Source organism: Comamonas sp., assembly GCF_036666375.1.
In the GTDB taxonomy this organism is placed as follows: domain Bacteria; phylum Pseudomonadota; class Gammaproteobacteria; order Burkholderiales; family Burkholderiaceae_C; genus Comamonas.
In genome coordinates, this window is record NZ_JAVWWA010000022.1 from 38,143 (window position 1) to 55,282 (window position 17,140).

Genomic DNA, 17,140 nt, shown 5'->3' on the forward strand with positions numbered 1-17,140 from the left:
ACTTAATCAGGCCACGTTGCCACCGGCAGCTTCAATAGCTGCCTTGGCACCCGCTGTAGCAGCAATACCGTTCAGCTTGACAGCCTTGGTGATTGCGCCGCTCTTGATGACCTTCACGACTTTGGCGATTTCGCCGACCAGGCCAGCCTGCTTGAGGGCAGCCAGATCGACTTCGGCCAGACCGAGTTGCTCGAGAGCAGTCAGAGTCACTTCTGCATTGAACTTCAGCAGATGCGACTTGAAACCGCGCTTGGGCAAACGGCGTTGCAGAGGCATTTGACCGCCTTCGAAGCCTACCTTGTGGTAGCCGCCCGAACGCGATTTTTGACCCTTGTGGCCACGGCCGGCAGTCTTGCCCAGGCCGGAACCGATACCGCGACCAACGCGGCGCTTGGCGTGCTTGGAGCCGTCTGCAGGCTTGATGCTATTGAGTTCCATCATCAATCCTTTCAGAGGACCTTGACCAGATAGCTGATCTTGTTGATCATGCCACGGACTTCGGGAGTGTCTTGCAGCTCGCTGATGCTATTGAGCTTGCGCAGACCCAGGCCGCGAACGGTGGCGCGATGCGATTCCTTGGTGCCGATAGGGCTGCGCACCAGTTGAATCTTGACAGTTTGTTGCGTCGTCATGTGGACTCCAATCAGGCGAAGATGTCTTCGACCGACTTGCCGCGCTTCGATGCCACTTCCGAGGGGGTAGTGGAACGAGTCAGGGCGTCTAACGTGGCGCGAACCATGTTGTAAGGGTTGGAGGAACCATGGCTCTTGGCCACGATGTCCGTGATACCCAACACTTCGAACACGGCGCGCATCGGGCCGCCGGCGATGATGCCGGTACCCTTGGGAGCGGGAGCCATCATGACGGAAGCGGCACCGTGGTGACCGTTAACCATGTGATGGATCGTGCCGTTCTTCAGGGACACCTTGATCATGTTGCGGCGAGCTTCTTCCATCGCCTTTTGCACGGAAGCAGGCACTTCTTTCGACTTGCCCTTGCCCATGCCAACACGGCCGTCACCGTCGCCAACCACGGTCAGTGCAGCGAAGCCGAGGATACGACCGCCCTTCACAACCTTGGTGACGCGGTTCACCGCGATCATTTTTTCGCGCAGACCGTCGTCATTAGCCTGGTCTTGCACTTTGGGGGAAAATTTAGCCATTTTTATCCGCTCCGCTTAGAACTGCAGGCCAGCTTCACGGGCTGCGTCGGCCAAAGCCTTGACGCGACCGTGGTAAGCGAAACCTGCGCGATCGAATGCAACCTTCTCGACACCGGCAGCCTTTGCCTTTTCAGCAATACGCTTGCCGATCAGGGTTGCCGCAGCAGTGTTGCCACCCTTGCCGGAGCCGCCGAGCGACGTGCGCACTTCGGCTTCTGCAGTGGAAGCACTGGCCAGCACCGTGGTGCCGTCGCCGGAAATCACGCTGGCGTAGATGTGGAGGTTCGTGCGGTTCACGCTCAAACGCGCCACGCCTTGCTGTGCAATGCGGATGCGGGTCTGACGTGCACGACGGAGACGCTGCTCTTTCTTGGTCAACATATTGCAGCTCCTTATTTCTTCTTGGTCTCTTTGATCGTGATCTTTTCGTCCGCATAGCGGATACCCTTGCCCTTGTAGGGCTCGGGAGGACGAACAGCACGGATCTCAGCGGCCAGTTGGCCCACGACCTGACGGTCAGCGCCCTTGATCACGATTTCGGTCGGGATCGGGGTAGCCACCGTAATGCCAGCGGGCATTTCGAAGTTCACGGGGTGCGAGAAACCGATGGCCAGGTTCAGCTTGGAACCCGAGGCAGCGGCCTTGAAGCCCACGCCTACCAGCGTCAGCTTCTTCTCGAAACCCTTGGTCACGCCGGTCACCATGTTGTTCACCAGCTGACGCTGGGTACCACTCATGGCGTTGGCTTCACGGGAGTCGTTGGCGGGCTCGAAAGAGAGCTTGCCGTCGGCATTGGTCACAGTGACCAGTGCGTTCTGGGCCAGCGACAGAGTGCCGCCAGTGCCCTTGACACTGATTTGTGCATCATTGATAGACACATCCACGCCAGCGGGGATGGTCACAGGCATTTTTGCTACGCGAGACATTTCAGTATTTCTCCTTCAATGTCACGTTAGGCCACATAGCAAAGCACTTCGCCACCGACACCGGTAGCACGCGCTTTACGATCGGTCATCACGCCTTGGGGGGTGGTAACGATTGCCACGCCCAAGCCATTCATGACTTGTGGAATTGCATCACGGCCCTTGTACACGCGCAGGCCGGGACGGCTCACGCGCTCGATGCGCTCGATCACGGGGCGACCCGCGTAGTACTTCAGGGTGATTTCGAGTTCAGCCTTGCCGTCTTCGGTTTTCACTTGGAAACCGTCGATATAGCCTTCATCTTTCAGCACCTGTGCGATGGCGATCTTCACTTTGGAAGAAGGAGCCGTCACGGTGGTCTTGGCGACCATTTGTGCATTGCGGATGCGGGTCAGCAAGTCAGCGATGGGATCACTCATGCTCATGTTTAATCTCTCCTGCTTGCTTACCAGCTGGCCTTGGTGACACCGGGGATGTCGCCTGCGAAAGCCAGTTCACGGATCTTTGCGCGTGCCAGACCAAATTGGCGGAACGTGCCACGTGGGCGACCGGTGATTGCGCAGCGGTTACGTTGACGTGTAGGGTTGGCGTTGCGTGGGAGCTTTTGCAGGCCCAGGCGGGCTGCATCACGCTCTTCGTCGCTACGCTTTGCGTCGCCGGCGATGGCCTTCAGCTCGGTGTACTTGACAGCGTACTTGGCTGCCAGCTTTTCGCGCTTCAGTTCGCGCTGGATCAATGCTACTTTTGCCATACGCTTGCCTCAGTTCTTGAACGGGAAGCGGAAAGCGGCGAGCAGTGCCTTGCACTCTTCGTCGTTCTTCGCAGTCGTGGTGATGCTGATATTGAGACCGCGCAGTGCGTCGACCTTGTCGTACTCAATTTCAGGGAAGATGATCTGTTCTTTGACGCCAACGTTGTAGTTGCCGCGACCATCGAACGAACGGCCCGAGATACCACGGAAGTCACGCACGCGGGGCAGAGCCACGGTGACGAAACGGTCCAGGAATTCGTACATCTGAACGCCACGCAGGGTCACCATGCAGCCAATTGCTTGGCCTTCACGGATCTTGAAACCAGCGATAGCCTTCTTGGCCTTGGTCACCACAGGCTTCTGACCAGCAATCTTGGTCAGGTCAGCCACGGCGTTGTCCATCACCTTCTTGTCGGCCACGGCTTCGCTCACACCCATGTTCAGGGTGATCTTGGTCAGACGGGGCACTTCCATAGTGGAGGTGTAGCCGAACTTTTCTTTGAGTTCAGCCGCGATTTTTTCGCGATAGAGTTTTTGCAGTCGTGCCATGTTTTACCCCTTAGGCCGCCTTGATTTCAGCGCCGCTGGACTTGTACACGCGAACGCGCTTGCCGTCTGCGCTGAGCTTGATGCCCACGCGGTCGGCCTTGCCAGTAGCTGCATTGAAAATAGCCACGTTGGATTGGTGGATAGGCATAGCCTTTTCCACGATACCGCCGGTGGTGCCCTTCATGGGGTTTGGCTTGACGTGCTTCTTCACGAGGTTGATGCCATCGATCAACACGTAAGAATCGTCCTTGCGCAGCGCCACGACGCCTTGCTTGCCCTTGTCACGGCCAGTCAGCACGATGACTTGGTCGCCCTTGCGAATCTTGTTCATTGCACTTTCCTTTAGAGAACTTCAGGTGCCAGGGACACGATCTTCATGAACTTTTCGGTACGCAATTCACGCGTCACGGGTCCGAAGATGCGAGTGCCGATGGGCTCAAGCTTGGCGTTGAGCAGAACTGCTGCATTGCCGTCAAATTTAACGAGCGAACCGTCAGCGCGGCGAATACCCTTCGCCGTGCGCACGACCACTGCACTGTAAACCTCGCCTTTTTTGACGCGGCCACGTGGAGCAGCTTCTTTAACGCTCACCTTGATGATGTCGCCAACACTTGCATAGCGACGCTTCGAACCACCCAGCACCTTGATGCACAGGACGGACTTAGCGCCGGTGTTGTCGGCAACCTCTAACCGAGATTCTGTTTGGATCATTTCAATATTCCCAACTTGCACCAGCTTGGACAGCCCCAGAGTACTTCTCAAGGGCTGCGACCAGCCAGTCAGTCTTGGGCCCGTCGTCCACGTCGCAAACCATTTTGCAACGCTTCCCGCTGGGCAGAAACCTCACGCATTAAACGTGAAGCATTCGATTCTCGCAGAATTTCCTTTGCACGTCAACCGCTTAGCCCGTTTTGCCGGCCCAAAGCTGCGGGTCGGCGCGGTCCTGTGCGGCGCAATTGCAACAGAGGCCGGCGGCGACCTCTGCGGACTGCGAAAACGCTATGAAATCAGTAGCTTGCAAGGCTTATGCAGCCTTGCAGACCGGTTCCATAAAGTGAGCACCCCTGTTCCCTTGAATCCGGGACGCTCTCATTTTTGACATCACTGGCCCTGTGGCAAATATTGGCGCGCCAGCGACTGGAAGGCGGTCAATCCCGCGTCGCGCCCCAGCTCCTCCTCGATCAGCGCCGCGACACGCGGCGCGATCGCCACGGCACGCTGGGCATCGAGGAACAGCAGGCGGCTGCGGCGCGCGAGCACGTCCTCGACGCTGCGCGCATATTCATGGCGCACCGCAAAACGCACCATGGCTTCGCTCAGGCCTTCGGTCAGCCAGAGATCGGCGCCGGGCAAGGCGGCCACGGCTGTGGCTTCGGTGCCGTACGAGTGCAGACCCTGGGGCGCATTCATTCCCTTGAGCCCCGGGTTTACAGCCGGCGTTCCGCCGGCCGGAGCACCGACCAGCGGCAGGTTCACCGTCACGCCGCCCGCGCGCTCGGGCAGCTGGCCGGTCGCAAAGCACTCGCGCAGCACGTCCTCGGCCATCGCACGGTAGGTGGTCCACTTGCCGCCGGTCACGGTGACCAGGCCCGAGCGGCTGCTCATCACCGTGTGCTCGCGGCTGATCTTCTTGGTGTTCTCGCCGTCGTCGTCCTGGGGCTTGACCAGCGGACGCAGGCCGACCCAGACGCTGCGCACATCGTTGCGCGTGGGCTGGCGCACCAGGTACTTGCCGGCCTCCGACAGGATGAAGTCGACTTCCTCGGGGAAAGGCAGGGGCTCGCGCGCCAGATCGTTGCGCGGCGTGTCGGTCGTGCCCAGGATCACCTTGCCCAGCCATGGCACGGCAAACAGCACGCGGCCGTCGGCGGTCTTGGGAATCAGCAGCGCGTGGTCGGTGGGCAGGAACTCGCGGTCCACGACCACGTGCACGCCCTGGCTGGGCGCGACCATGGGCTTGACTTCGCGGCCCAGCGCCTTGCCGTCGAGCTGGCGGAACAGATCGACCCAGGGACCGGTGGCATTCACCACGCACTTGGCGTGCACGCGATAGACCGTGCCGGTCTCGGAGTCCTCGCAGACCACGCCCGTGACCTTGCCGTCTTCGTGCAGCAGCTCCTTGGCCGGGCAGTAATTGACCAGCAGCGCGCCCTTGGCCGCGGCGGTACGCGCCAATGCGAGCGCCAGACGCGCATCATCGAACTGGCCGTCCCAGTATTTGACGCCGCCCTTGAGGCCCTGGGTGCGCGCCGTGGGCAGCAGCGAGACGGTCTTGTCGCGGCTCAGGAATTCGGTGGCGCCCAGGCCGGCCTTGCCGGCCAGCGCGTCATACATCTTCAGACCCGCGCCATAGAATGGCGTGTCGAGCAGGCGGTACGAGGGCATGACGAAGGCCAGGCGCTGCGCAAGGTGGGGCGCGTTGCGCAACAGCGTCGTGCGTTCGTGCAGGGCTTCGCGCACCAGCGCGATATTGCCCTGCGCCAGATAGCGCACGCCGCCGTGCACCAGCTTGGTGGCGCGCGACGATGTGCCTTTGGCAAAATCATGCGACTCGAGCAGCACCACCTTGAAGCCCCGCGCCACCGCGTCCAGCGCCACGCCCAGGCCGGTGGCACCGCCGCCTATGACCGCCAGGTCGTAGACGCAAGGCTCGGCCAACCGCGCGAGCAAGGCGGCGCGGTCCGTGTCCAGGGGAAGCGAAGTAGTTGTCATAAGCGGGCTTAGCAGCGTGATTGGGTGAAAATCGGGCAACGCAGACCGCAGGCGCTGCAGCCTCCATCACGATAAGGCAGCAGCGGGAACAATGTGCGTCACAATCAATGGCGTAATTTTCGCTCTTTTTGTTTCGTTTTTGTGAAAAAGATGTTCACATGAGCGCGTTTTGATTCGAAATTAGTTTTTACCCTACAGCCAAATTCGCACCAGGAAGAAGCGTGAACCACTCCAACCCCCGCCAACTCCAGTTGCTCGATGCCGTGCGCCAGCAGCAGTCCGCCACGGTGGAGCAACTGGCCGTCAATCTCGGCGTGACGCTGCAGACCGTGCGCCGCGACGTGCAAAAGCTCGCCGACGCGGGCCTGCTGGTGCGCTTTCACGGCGGCGTACGCGTGCCCAGTGCCACGGTAGAAAACCTGGCCCACCCCCAGCGCCAGGGACTGCATGCCGACGGCAAGGCGCGCATCGCGCGCGCCGTCGCCCAGGCCGTGCCCAACGGCTGCTCGCTGATTCTCAACATCGGCACCACCACCGAAGCCATCGCCCAGGCGCTGCTGCAGCACCGCGGCCTGCGCGTGATCACCAACAACCTCAACGTCGCCGCCATCCTGAGCAGCAACACCGACTGCGAAGTGATTGTCGCCGGTGGCGTGGTGCGCTCGCGCGACCGCGGCATCGTGGGCGAGGCGGCGGTGGATTTCATCCGCCAGTTCAAGGTCGACATCGCGCTGATAGGCATCTCGGCGATCGAGGCCGATGGCTCGCTGCGCGATTTCGATCTGCGCGAAGTCAAGGTCGCCCAGACCATCATCGCCCAGTCGCGCGAAGTCTGGCTCGCCGCCGACCACAGCAAGTTCGAGCGCCAGGCCATGGTGCAGCTCGCCACGCTGGCCCAGATCAACCGCCTGTTCACCGACGCGCCGCCGCCGCCGGCCATCGTCCCGCTGCTCGCCGAAGCCGGCGTGCAATGCACCGTCGCCGCCTGACCCCCTCCTCTCCCGATATGACCTACCTGCTCGCCCTAGACCAAGGCACTTCCAGTTCCCGCAGCATTCTTTTCGACGCCCAGGGCCGCATCGTCGCCCAGGCCCAGCTCGAACTGCCGCAAATCTATCCGCGTCCGGGCTGGGTCGAGCATGACCCGCTGGAAATCTGGCGCACCCAGCTGAGCACGGCGCGCGCCGCGCTGGCCCAGGCGGGCATTGCGGCCAGCCAGGTGCGCGCGCTGGGCATCACCAACCAGCGCGAGACCACCGTGGTCTGGAACCGCCAGACCGGCCAGCCCATACACCATGCGATCGTCTGGCAGGACCGACGCGCCGAGCCCGCGTGCGCCCAGCTGCGCGAAAACGGCCATGCCGACAGCATCCAGCAAAAGACCGGGCTGCGCATAGACGCCTATTTCTCGGCGACCAAGCTGCAGTGGCTGCTCGACGAAGTACCGGGCGCGCGCGCCGCAGCCGAGCGCGGCGAACTTGCCTTCGGCACCATAGACAGCTGGCTGATCTGGCAGCTGACGCAAGGCAAGCGCCATGTGACCGACGTCAGCAATGCATCGCGCACCATGCTGTTCAATGTGCACCGCAACCAATGGGACGACGAGCTGCTGGCGCTGCTGCGCATTCCAAAGTCGCTGATGCCTGAAGTACTGCCCTCGGCCAGCGACTTCGGCCAGACCGCGACCGATGTGCTGGGCGCGGCGATTGCGATCGGCGGCGTCGCCGGCGACCAGCAAAGCGCGCTGTTCGGCCAGGCCTGCTTCAAGGCCGGAATGGCCAAGAACACCTACGGCACGGGCTGCTTCATGCTGATGCATACCGGCGCCAACTTCCAGACTTCGCACAATGGCCTGCTCACCACCAGCGCCGCGCAGACCAGCGCCACGCGCGCGTTCGCGCTGGAAGGCAGCGTGTTCATCGGCGGCGCCGTGGTGCAGTGGCTGCGCGACGGCCTGCAGGCCATAGAGCACAGCGGCCAGGTGCAGTCGCTGGCCGAAAGCGTGCCCGATTCGGGCGGCGTGATGCTGGTGCCGGCATTCACGGGACTGGGCGCACCCTATTGGAAGCCCGATGCGCGCGGCACGATCACCGGTCTGACGCGCGGCAGCTCGCTGGCGCATATCGCGCGCGCTGCGCTCGAATCGATTGCCTACCAGAGCGCGGCGCTGCTGCTGGCGATGAGCCGCGACGCGGTGGAGAGCGGCGGCGCACCCGTGAGCGAGCTGCGCGTCGACGGCGGCGCCTGCGTCAACAACCTGCTGATGCAGTTCCAGGCCGACCTGCTGGGCATTCCCGTGGTGCGTCCGGCCGTGGTCGAGACCACGGCCTTGGGAGCCGCTTATCTAGCCGGGCTGTCGGCGGGCGTCTATCAGAGTACCGAGGAGCTGACCGAACTGTGGGTCGCCGAACGCCGCTTCATGCCCACGCTGCCCCCGTCGCGCGCCCAGGAACTGATGGCGCGCTGGGAACATGCGGTCGCCCAAGCCTCGCTGCCTGCCTGAGCCCCCACGCCCCTACCCCTTCTTTCTGTACTGCAAGCCCATGAGCAACACCTCTCCCCTGTCTACCACCATTGCCTTCATCGGCGGCGGCAACATGGCCAGCGCCATCATCGGCGGCCTGCTGCGCCAGGGCCTTGCCGCCAACCAGATCGAAGTCGTCGAGCCGTTCGAAGCCGCGCGCGCGGCGCTCAAGGAGCAGTTCGGCATCAATGCCCGGGCCGAAGCCAGCGACGCGCTGGCGCGCGCGCAGCTGGTGGTCTGGGCCGTCAAGCCCCAGACCTTCAAGGACGCAGCCGCGGCCGCCGCACCGCATACCGCCCAGGCCCTGCACCTGAGCGTGGCCGCGGGCATTCCCACGGCCAGCATCGCGCAGTGGCTGGGCAGCGAGCGCATCGTGCGCGCCATGCCCAACACGCCGGCGCTGATCGGCCAGGGCATCACGGGCCTGTTCGCGCGCCCGGCCGTGGACGCCGCGGGCAAGGAGCTGGTCGAGCAGGTCGTGGCCAGCACGGGCAAGCACCTGTGGGTCGAGCAGGAAGATCAGCTCGACGCGGTCACGGCACTGTCGGGCTCGGGCCCGGCCTATGTGTTTCTGTTCCTCGAAGCCATGACCCAGGCCGGCGTCGAGATGGGCCTGGGCGCGCACCAGTCGTACCAGCTCGCGGTGGCAACCTTCCAGGGCGCGTCGGAACTTGCCGCGCGCTCGAGCGAGCCGGTGGAAGTGCTGCGCCAGCGCGTGACCAGCAAGGGCGGAACGACCCATGCGGCCGTGACGCACATGCAGGAAGCCGGCGTGCCCGCGCAGTTCATTGCCGCGATGCGTGCCGCCGAACAGCGCGCCAAGGAACTCGCGCGGGAATTCGGCAACTGATCAGGCCGCGCCCGGCGCTGCCTGCGCTGGCGGCAGGGGGCGGCGCAGCAGTTCCACGCCCATTTCTCGCGCCAGGCCGTCGACTTCGCGCTCGCTGAACTCGCGCACGCGCGCCAGCAGCGCGGCCGCGCCATCGGCCATGGCCAGCGCATCGGGCGCATTGCCTTGCGCTGCTTCCAGCAGACACTGCCCATCGGGGCCCGCCAGGGTCAGCCCCTGGCCATCGCGCTGCACCAGCGCGGCCTGCAGCAGTTGCAGGCGTCCGGCGGCCGAAGCCGCCCGGAGTTCGGCCAGCGCCCGGCTGGCGCGGTCGGCGGCGGCAAAACGCATGACGATCAGGTTCTGGCCCATGGCGAGTCCTTTCAATTGCCGACATGCGGCAGGCCGGTCAACGCAAAGCAAACCCCAGCGCCACGCCCGCGAACAGCGTGGCACCGATCCAGTGGCTCTTGCTGAAGGCCACAAAACAGCCGGCGCGCGTGCGCTCGCGTATCAGCGTGAAATGCCAGAGGATCTGCGCGGCCGCCGCACCCATGCCCAGCGCAAACGGCCAGCCCAGGCCGTAGGGCAGCAGCGCCCAGAGCGTGAGCAGCCAGCTGAGCGCAAAGAAAACCATGATGCCGGTCACGTCCCAGCGACCCAGCGTGATCGCCGAGGTCTTCATGCCGATCTTGAGGTCATCGTCGCGATCGACCATGGCGTATTCGGTATCGTAGGCCAGCACCAGGAACATGTTGGCCAGCCACAGCATCCAGCCGGTCGCGGTGACCGTGCCCAGCACGGCGGCAAACGCAATGACGATGCCGAAATTGAATGCAATGCCCAGGAAAGCCTGGGGCATGGAGAAGAAACGCTTGGTGAACGGGTAGAGGATGGTGAACAGCACCGCGGGCACCGACCAGGCGACGGCTTCCCAGCGCGTGGTCAGCACCAGGCCCAGCGCGACCAGCGCCAGCACCGCGCCCACCACCACGGCCTCCTTGACCGAGACCTGGCCCGACGTGATGGGTCGCTGCGTGGTGCGCTTCACATGCCTGTCGAAATCGCGGTCGGCGATGTCGTTGATGCAGCAGCCCGCGCTGCGCATCAGCACCGTGCCCAGCACAAACACTGCCAGCAGATGCCAGCCCGGAAATCCTTCGGCGGCAACCCACAGCGCGGCGAGCGTGGGCCAGACCAGCACCAGCCAGCCCGCGGGGCGGTTCCAGCGTATCAGGTCGAGATACAGCGCCAGCCGCGAGCGCGGGGATGCTGGCGGTGGCGTGGAGGAGGAGGAAGCAGCGTGTGACATGGGATCCGGTGGAGAACAGGGGTACCGGTCACAATGTAGCGCAGAGCCGGCCGCGGGAAAAGCCATGCCGCAAGCGCCCCCGTAGGTCGAAGAAGATGAACGGGGCCAGCGCCTGCCCCGTCCTCGCGGCCATGGCCGCAGGCTTCAGGAGAGCCGTTCGACGCCGGGCAGGTTGCAGGCGTAGACCGCGTTGCGCAGCGCGGCAATCGCTTCGTAGCGCGTGAAGCTGCGGCGCCAGACCAGCACCACGCGGCGGCTGGGCGTGACCAGGCCGTCTTCGGTACGGATAGGCAGGTAGCGGATATGCGGTTCGTCGTTCTTGCGGCGGCGCACCGGAGCTTCGAGCGCATCGCGCGGCACCGACAGGCGCGGCACCAGGGTCACGCCCATGCCGGCGGCAACCATGTGCTTGATGGTTTCCAGCGACGAGCCTTCGAACGTGCGGCGAATGCCTTCGGCATTGCTCGCATAGCGCGCGAACTCGGGGCAGACTTCCAGCACATGGTCGCGAAAGCAATGGCCCGACCCCAGCAGCAGCATGGTTTCGTTCTTCAGCTCGATGGTCGACACCGAATCCTGCTGGGCCAGCGGATGGTTGCTGGGCACGGCGGCCATGAAGGGCTCGTCGTACAGCGGCGCGGTTGCGAGACCGGTATCGGGGAAGGGCTCGGCCACGATGGCGCAGTCGATTTCACCGGTGCGCAGCATTTCGAGCAGCTTGACGGTGAAGTTTTCCTGCAGCATCAGCGGCATCTGCGGCGTGCGCTGGATCGCGTGGCGCACCAGCTCGGGCAGCAGATAGGGGCCGATGGTATAGATCACGCCCAGCGTCAGGGCTCCGGCCAGCGGGTCCTTGCCGCGCTTGGCGATTTCCTTGATGGCAGCCGCCTGCTCGAGCACGCTTTGCGCCTGGCGCACGATTTCCTCGCCCAGCGGCGTCACCGACACCTCACCTGCGCTGCGCTCGAAAAGCTTGACGTCAAGCTCTTCCTCGAGCTTCTTGATGGCGACCGACAGCGTAGGCTGCGACACGTAGCATGCTTCTGCAGCATGTCCAAAATGCTTCTCGCGGGCCACCGCAACGATGTACTTTAGTTCAGTGAGGGTCATGTAGTGGGGTCCTGGGCCATGCGGAACGCCTATTGTCGCGGCACTTTGGCATCAGTGCCGATATCGACGTTGCCAAGTCTGATATTTAAACGGTTACATATCATGCCTTGAGAAACTCTGCTTTACCACCTAACCAGCGTGCAACATGGCGTTCGGCGAGCTGCGGGAAGCGGTCCAGCATCTCTGGAGCGCATTCGCGCGCCCATTCCAGCAAGTCGGTATCTGTCGCCAGATCGGCAAAGCGCAGCATTGCCGCCCCCGATTGGCGCGCTCCGAGAAATTCACCGGGCCCGCGGATCTCGAGGTCGCGGCGCGCGATTTCAAAGCCGTCATTGGTTTCGGCCATGGCGCGCAAGCGCTCCTTCGCGGTTTCGCCGAGCTTGCCGTTGTCGCCCACGGCATACAGCAGCACGCAGGCCGAAGCCGCCGCGCCGCGGCCCACGCGCCCGCGCAGCTGGTGCAGCTGGCTCAGGCCGAAGCGCTCGGAATGCTCGATCACCATCAGCGACGCATTGGGCACGTCGACGCCGACCTCGATCACCGTGGTGCTGACCAGCACGCCCATCACGCCCGCGGTGAACAGCTCCATCACCGCCTTCTTCTCGGCCGTGGGCATGCGCGAATGCAGCAGGCCGACCATCACGCCGGGCAGCGCATCGCTCAGGTCGACATGGGTCGCGGTGGCGTTCGACAGGTCGAGCGCCTCGCTTTCCTCGATCAGCGGGCAGACCCAGTAGACCTGCCGGCCCGCGGCCACCTGGGCGGCGATGCGCTCTATGACTTCATCGCGCCGGCTGTCGGCAATCAGCTTGGTGACGATGGGCGTGCGCCCCGGCGGCAGCTCGTCGATGGTCGAGACGTCGAGGTCGGCGTAATAGCTCATGGCCAGCGTGCGCGGAATCGGCGTGGCGCTCATCATCAGCATGTGCGGCTCCAGCCCGGTGTGCGCGAGCTTTTGCCGCAAGGCCAGGCGCTGGGCGACGCCGAAGCGGTGCTGCTCGTCGATGACCGCGAGCGCGAGGTTGTGGAACTGCACCTGCTCCTGGATCACCGCATGGGTGCCGACCACCAGCGCGGCCTCGCCGCTGGCCACGAGTTCGAGCATGGCCGTGCGCTGCTTCTTCTTCTGCGCGCCCGCGAGCCAGGCGACCTTCTTGCCCAGCGGCTCGAGGATCTTCTCGAGCCAGCCGACCAGCTTGCCGAAGTGCTGCTCGGCGAGGATTTCGGTCGGCGCCATCAGCGCGCACTGCCAGCCCGCAGCAATGCAGGTCACGGCCGACAGCGCCGCGACCACGGTCTTGCCCGAGCCCACATCGCCCTGCAGCAGCCGGTGCATGGGCACGGGCCGCGCCATGTCGGCGGCAATCTCGGCGCACACGCGCTGCTGGGCCCGCGTCAGGCCGAACGGCAGCTGGGCCAGGAACTGGGCATCGAGCGCCAGCGCGCCCGGCGCGCCCGCGGGAATGCTCAGCGCGGGTGCGCGCAGCCGTGCGCGTTCGCGCTTGGACTGGTATTGGGACAGCTGCTGGGCCAGCAGCTCTTCGGCCTTGAGACGCTGCCAGGCCGGATGGCTGTGGTCTTCCAGCGTGGCCAGCGCCACATCGGGCGTGGGATTGTGCAGGAATCTGAGCGCATCGCGCAGGCTGAACAACGGCTGCAGCCCACCGGCGCCATAGGTCTGGTGCACGGGCGGCGCAGCCTGCGGTGGCAAGGTGTCGCTCAGATCGGCGCGCTGCAGTGCGCTGGCAATCGCGCGGCGCAGATAGGCCTGGGGCAGGCCTGCGACCGTGGGGTAGATGGGCGTGAGCGCGGCCGGCAGCTCGCCGCCGGCCAGGCGAAACGCCGGGTGCATCATCTGCCGGCCCCAGAACCCGCCCTTGATCTCGCCGCGTATGCGCAGCTTCGCGCCCACGGAAAGCGTCTTCTGGTGCGAGGGATAGAAGCTGAAGAAGCGCAGCTCGCAGCTGCCCGTCTCGTCCTCGACCTGCACCAGCAGCTGGCGGCGCGGGCGCAGCTGCACTTCGCTCGACACCACGGTGGCCTCGATCTGGACCGTAGAGCCGTCGCGGGCGTTGCGCAGCGGCGTGATGCGCGTTTCATCCTCGTAGCGCAACGGCAGATGCAGCGCCAGATCGATGTCGCGCGTCAGCCCGAGCTTGAGCAGCGCTTTTTGCGCGCTGCTGACAGGGGCTTTGGACGGGGCGGAAGACGGGACTGACATGAACGGCTGGTAATCTCGGTCAAATGGAAAAGGCACAATAGGGGAAAGCTTGCGCGCAACCCGCGCACCGCAGCACGGCACTACCGCCTGAGTAAAAAGGCTACCATGCGCCGGTCCACATTTCGTCAGGTTACCTTTCACGCCCCGCTCCCATGCTCAAGCGCCTCAATGTCCAGCACCTCTCGCAGGGCATGTATCTGCACGAATTCTGCGGCTCCTGGCTCGCGCACCCGTTCTGGCGCAGCCGCTTTCTGATCAAGTCTGCGGAAGAATTGGCCAAGCTGCGCAGCGGCACCATCCAGGAGGTCTGGATCGACATACGCAAGGGTGCCGACGTGGCGCCCGAGGTGGAATGCCTGGTCTACGACCCCGACACCGCGACCTTCGTCGATCCACCCAACGCGCGCTCGACACGACCGGAGCGCCCGCGCTCGGCGCTGGGCGCGAACAGCAGCAGCCTCGACGAGGAACTGCAGCACGCAGCGAGCCTGTGCCAGCGCGCGCACCCGGCGATCAGCCAGCTGTTCACGCAGGCGCGCGATGGCCAGGGCATAGACATCCACCCGGTCTACCGCCTGGTCGAGGACATCACCGATTCGATAGAGCGCAACCCCAGCGCGCTGACCAGCCTGGCACGTCTCAAGGAAGCCGACCAGTACACCTATCTGCACTGCCTCGCGGTCTGCGCGCTGATGGCGGCGCTCGCGCGGCGCCTGGGCCTCGACGACCACAGCGTGCGCAAGGCCGCGCTCGCCGGGCTGCTGCACGACCTGGGCAAGGCCAGCATCTGCCCTGAAATCCTGAACAAGGCCGGCCCCCTGGATGACTACGAATTCGCCATCATGCGCACCCACTCGGCCAAGGGCTGGCAGATGCTGCAGTCGATGGAAATCGACCCGGCGGTGCGCGACGCCTGCCTCTACCACCATGAGAAGATCGACGGCACGGGCTACCCGCACCAGCTGTCGGGCGAAAGCATTCCACTGCTGGCGCGCATGACGGCGATCTGCGACGTCTACGACGCCGTGACCTCCAACCGTCCTTACAAGCGCGGCTGGCCGCCGGCCGAAGCCATACGCCGCATGGCGCAATGGAGCCGCACCCATCTGGACCACAAGCTGTTCGAAGCCTTTGTGCAGACTGTGGGCATGTATCCCGTGGGCTCGCTGGTGCGGCTGCATTCGGGTCTGCTGGCCGTGGTGATAGAGCCTTCGGAGGTTTCGCTGCTCGCTCCGCGCATCAAGGTGTTCTACGCGATCAGGACCCAGCAGCGGCTCACGCCGTACATCGTCGACCTCGCCGCCCTCACCTGCGACGAGCGCATCGCCACGCACGAGAATCCCGACGACTGGCCGTTCGACGACCTCGAATCGCTGTGGCGCGGCCGCGCCGCCAGCGAGGAGCCGGCGACGGCCTGAGCCTGCGCCGGCGCGCGCGCAAAGACAACAGTGGCCTCGGCCATATCGTTTCTTTGCGACAATTCGCGTTCCTTTTTTGACCCTTGGAACGGGCCCTGTCCGGCCCTCAAGAACTGCATGTCTTCCAGCCCTCGCGCCTTCACGCTCAGCGACTTCGACTTCGAGCTTCCCGAATCCCTCATTGCCCAGCACCCCACGCCCGAACGCAGCGCCTCGCGCCTGCTCGACGGCCGCGCCGCGCCTTCGGTGCACCGCATCTTCCGCGAGTTGCCTGAGCTGCTCAACGCCGGCGACCTGCTGGTGTTCAACGACACGCGCGTGCTCAAGGCGCGGCTGTTCGGCGAGAAAGCCAGCGGCGGCAAGCTCGAGCTGCTGATCGAGCGCGTGCTCGAAGGCGGCGAGGTCGTGGCGCACATGCGTGTGAGCAAGAAACCCCTGCCCGGCGCGCGCATCCACATGTGCGGCGGCCTGCGGGGCGGCGGCTTCGACGCCCTGCTGCTGGGCCGCTGGCCCGACGAAAACGGCCCGCTGTTCCGCTTCGCGCTGCAGGGCCCGGCCGGAGAGACGCCTTACGAGCTGATGGAGCGCCACGGCCACCTGCCGCTGCCGCCCTACATCGAGCGCCAGCAATCGGAAGGCAACGACCCCGACGCCGCCGAAGACAGCCAGCGTTACCAGACCGTGTTTGCCGACAAGCCCGGCGCCGTGGCCGCGCCCACGGCCGCGCTGCACTTCGATGAAGCCGTGCTGGCGCGCCTGGCCGAACGCGGCGTGGAACGCGCGAGCGTGACGCTGCATGTGGGCGCGGGCACGTTCCAGCCGGTCAAGACCGAGAACCTCGCCGAGCACCAGATGCACAGCGAGTGGTATGACATTCCGTTTGCCACGCTGGCCGCGCTCGAGCGCTGCCGCCAGCGCGGCGGCCGCGTGATCGCCGTGGGCACGACCACGGTGCGCACGCTCGAGTCCTGGGCCAAGAGCGGCAACATCCAGGGCGACACCAACATCTTCATCACGCCCGGCTTCCAGTTCGAAGTGGTCGACATGCTGGTCACCAACTTCCACCTGCCCAAGAGCACGCTGATGATGCTGGTCAGCGCGCTGGCCGGCTACGAGCAGGTGATGTCGCTGTACCAGCAGGCCATTGCCCACCACTACCGCTTCTTCAGCTACGGCGATTCGATGCTGCTGGAACGCCAGCGCTGAGCGATTTCAGCAGGGCGCGCCCGTTCGCCCTGAGCCGTTGAAGGGCGTTTCAGGGCGAGACGGGCACGGCGCGCTCATCCTAGGCGAAATAGTGGCACAGGCGCTGGCCCTTGACCTCGTGCACCGTGACCTCGATGCCGTAGAGCGCGGACAGCACTTCGTCCTGGACCACCTGCTGCGGCGGGCCTTCATGCGCCACGGCGCCGTCCTTCATCGCGATGATGTGGTCGGCATAGCAGGCCGCGAAATTGATGTCGTGCAGCACCACGACCACGGTCTTGCCGCGCTCGTCGACCGCGCGGCGCAGCAGCTTCATCATCGCCACGGCATGGGCCATGTCGAGGTTGTTGAGCGGCTCGTCGAGCAGCATGTAGGGCGTGTCCTGGCACAGCACCATGGCGATGTAGGCGCGCTGGCGCTGGC

The 17,140-nt window shown here is 64.6% G+C and carries 21 protein-coding genes and 1 pseudogene; 6 read left to right on the plus strand and 16 right to left on the minus strand.

Annotated elements, in window-relative coordinates; all coding sequences use genetic code 11:
- Nucleotides 1-6: 6 nt before the first annotated feature.
- The 10 genes from rplO to rplN are packed head-to-tail and all read right to left on the minus strand — an operon-like array spanning nucleotide 7 to nucleotide 4,096.
- Nucleotides 7-438 (minus strand): 50S ribosomal protein L15, encoded by a 432-nt coding sequence (rplO, locus tag RR928_RS07990; RefSeq protein WP_159911547.1) that lies wholly within the window; start codon nucleotides 436-438, stop codon nucleotides 7-9.
- Nucleotides 439-449: 11 nt separating this feature from the next.
- A complete protein-coding gene (gene rpmD, locus RR928_RS07995) occupies nucleotides 450-632 on the minus strand; it encodes a 50S ribosomal protein L30 (RefSeq protein ID WP_119558609.1) in 183 nt (60 codons plus the stop codon).
- Between the two features lie 11 nt (nucleotides 633-643).
- The gene (rpsE, locus tag RR928_RS08000; RefSeq protein WP_332682074.1) at nucleotides 644-1,162 is read right to left on the minus strand and encodes a 30S ribosomal protein S5; all 519 of its coding nucleotides are present in this window, start codon (nucleotides 1,160-1,162) and stop codon (nucleotides 644-646) included.
- Nucleotides 1,163-1,177: 15 nt separating this feature from the next.
- Nucleotides 1,178-1,543: a 50S ribosomal protein L18 gene (gene rplR / locus RR928_RS08005; protein ID WP_332538235.1), complete on the minus strand. Its 366-nt coding sequence runs from the start codon at nucleotides 1,541-1,543 to the stop codon at nucleotides 1,178-1,180.
- Nucleotides 1,544-1,554: 11 nt separating this feature from the next.
- Nucleotides 1,555-2,088, minus strand: a complete 534-nt coding sequence (gene rplF, locus RR928_RS08010; protein WP_159911545.1) for a 50S ribosomal protein L6 — start codon at nucleotides 2,086-2,088, stop codon at nucleotides 1,555-1,557.
- A gap of 26 nt (nucleotides 2,089-2,114) precedes the next feature.
- Nucleotides 2,115-2,510 carry a 30S ribosomal protein S8 gene (gene rpsH / locus RR928_RS08015; protein ID WP_159911544.1) on the minus strand — a complete coding sequence of 132 codons (396 nt, stop codon included), beginning with the start codon at nucleotides 2,508-2,510 and terminating at the stop codon, nucleotides 2,115-2,117.
- Between the two features lie 20 nt (nucleotides 2,511-2,530).
- Nucleotides 2,531-2,836, minus strand: a complete 306-nt coding sequence (gene rpsN / locus RR928_RS08020; RefSeq protein ID WP_159911543.1) for a 30S ribosomal protein S14 — start codon at nucleotides 2,834-2,836, stop codon at nucleotides 2,531-2,533.
- A gap of 9 nt (nucleotides 2,837-2,845) precedes the next feature.
- Nucleotides 2,846-3,385, minus strand: coding sequence for a 50S ribosomal protein L5 (rplE, locus tag RR928_RS08025; RefSeq protein ID WP_159911542.1), 540 nt, complete (start codon nucleotides 3,383-3,385; stop codon nucleotides 2,846-2,848).
- A 10-nt stretch (nucleotides 3,386-3,395) separates the two neighbouring features.
- Nucleotides 3,396-3,716: a 50S ribosomal protein L24 gene (gene rplX, locus RR928_RS08030; protein WP_119558616.1), complete on the minus strand. Its 321-nt coding sequence runs from the start codon at nucleotides 3,714-3,716 to the stop codon at nucleotides 3,396-3,398.
- 11 nt (nucleotides 3,717-3,727) lie between these two features.
- Nucleotides 3,728-4,096 carry a 50S ribosomal protein L14 gene (gene rplN / locus RR928_RS08035; RefSeq protein ID WP_119558617.1) on the minus strand — a complete coding sequence of 123 codons (369 nt, stop codon included), beginning with the start codon at nucleotides 4,094-4,096 and terminating at the stop codon, nucleotides 3,728-3,730.
- A gap of 145 nt (nucleotides 4,097-4,241) precedes the next feature.
- Here rplN and RR928_RS08040 point away from each other — a divergent pair, with 145 nt between their 5' ends.
- Nucleotides 4,242-4,484, plus strand: coding sequence for a hypothetical protein (locus RR928_RS08040; protein ID WP_332538237.1), 243 nt, complete (start codon nucleotides 4,242-4,244; stop codon nucleotides 4,482-4,484).
- A gap of 2 nt (nucleotides 4,485-4,486) precedes the next feature.
- On the opposite strand, the gene RR928_RS08045 is transcribed toward RR928_RS08040, so the two are convergent.
- Nucleotides 4,487-6,097: a glycerol-3-phosphate dehydrogenase/oxidase gene (locus RR928_RS08045; RefSeq protein WP_332682077.1), complete on the minus strand. Its 1,611-nt coding sequence runs from the start codon at nucleotides 6,095-6,097 to the stop codon at nucleotides 4,487-4,489.
- 221 nt (nucleotides 6,098-6,318) lie between these two features.
- Here RR928_RS08045 and RR928_RS08050 point away from each other — a divergent pair, with 221 nt between their 5' ends.
- From RR928_RS08050 to proC, 3 genes are read left to right on the plus strand one after another with little or no spacing between them, the layout of a single operon-like run.
- On the plus strand, nucleotides 6,319-7,086 hold the full coding sequence (locus RR928_RS08050; RefSeq protein ID WP_332538239.1) for a DeoR/GlpR family DNA-binding transcription regulator: 768 nt from the start codon (nucleotides 6,319-6,321) through the stop codon (nucleotides 7,084-7,086).
- Nucleotides 7,087-7,103: 17 nt separating this feature from the next.
- Nucleotides 7,104-8,600, plus strand: coding sequence for a glycerol kinase GlpK (glpK, locus tag RR928_RS08055; protein ID WP_332538241.1), 1,497 nt, complete (start codon nucleotides 7,104-7,106; stop codon nucleotides 8,598-8,600).
- Between the two features lie 40 nt (nucleotides 8,601-8,640).
- A complete protein-coding gene (proC, locus tag RR928_RS08060) occupies nucleotides 8,641-9,471 on the plus strand; it encodes a pyrroline-5-carboxylate reductase (RefSeq protein WP_332538242.1) in 831 nt (276 codons plus the stop codon).
- Here the strand turns inward: proC and RR928_RS08065 are convergent, their stop codons facing one another.
- The 4 genes from RR928_RS08065 to recG all read right to left on the minus strand — a co-directional run bounded on the left by RR928_RS08065 (nucleotide 9,472) and on the right by recG (nucleotide 14,093).
- Nucleotides 9,472-9,822 (minus strand): hypothetical protein, encoded by a 351-nt coding sequence (locus tag RR928_RS08065; RefSeq protein ID WP_332538243.1) that lies wholly within the window; start codon nucleotides 9,820-9,822, stop codon nucleotides 9,472-9,474.
- 37 nt (nucleotides 9,823-9,859) lie between these two features.
- The gene (ubiA, locus tag RR928_RS08070; RefSeq protein WP_332549463.1) at nucleotides 9,860-10,762 is read right to left on the minus strand and encodes a 4-hydroxybenzoate octaprenyltransferase; all 903 of its coding nucleotides are present in this window, start codon (nucleotides 10,760-10,762) and stop codon (nucleotides 9,860-9,862) included.
- A gap of 144 nt (nucleotides 10,763-10,906) precedes the next feature.
- Nucleotides 10,907-11,872, minus strand: a complete 966-nt coding sequence (locus RR928_RS08075; RefSeq protein WP_332538246.1) for a LysR substrate-binding domain-containing protein — start codon at nucleotides 11,870-11,872, stop codon at nucleotides 10,907-10,909.
- Nucleotides 11,873-11,972: 100 nt separating this feature from the next.
- Nucleotides 11,973-14,093, minus strand: coding sequence for an ATP-dependent DNA helicase RecG (gene recG, locus RR928_RS08080; RefSeq protein ID WP_332538247.1), 2,121 nt, complete (start codon nucleotides 14,091-14,093; stop codon nucleotides 11,973-11,975).
- Nucleotides 14,094-14,245: 152 nt separating this feature from the next.
- On the opposite strand from recG, the gene RR928_RS08085 reads away from it, so the two are divergent.
- Together RR928_RS08085 and queA are read left to right on the plus strand one after the other, a co-directional pair.
- Nucleotides 14,246-15,511 (plus strand): HD-GYP domain-containing protein, encoded by a 1,266-nt coding sequence (locus RR928_RS08085; RefSeq protein ID WP_332538248.1) that lies wholly within the window; start codon nucleotides 14,246-14,248, stop codon nucleotides 15,509-15,511.
- Nucleotides 15,512-15,628: 117 nt separating this feature from the next.
- The gene (gene queA, locus RR928_RS08090) at nucleotides 15,629-16,717 is read left to right on the plus strand and encodes a tRNA preQ1(34) S-adenosylmethionine ribosyltransferase-isomerase QueA (protein WP_332538249.1); all 1,089 of its coding nucleotides are present in this window, start codon (nucleotides 15,629-15,631) and stop codon (nucleotides 16,715-16,717) included.
- A 79-nt stretch (nucleotides 16,718-16,796) separates the two neighbouring features.
- Here the strand turns inward: queA and RR928_RS08095 are convergent.
- Nucleotides 16,797-17,140, minus strand: a pseudogene (locus RR928_RS08095) (iron ABC transporter ATP-binding protein); the annotation flags it as partial.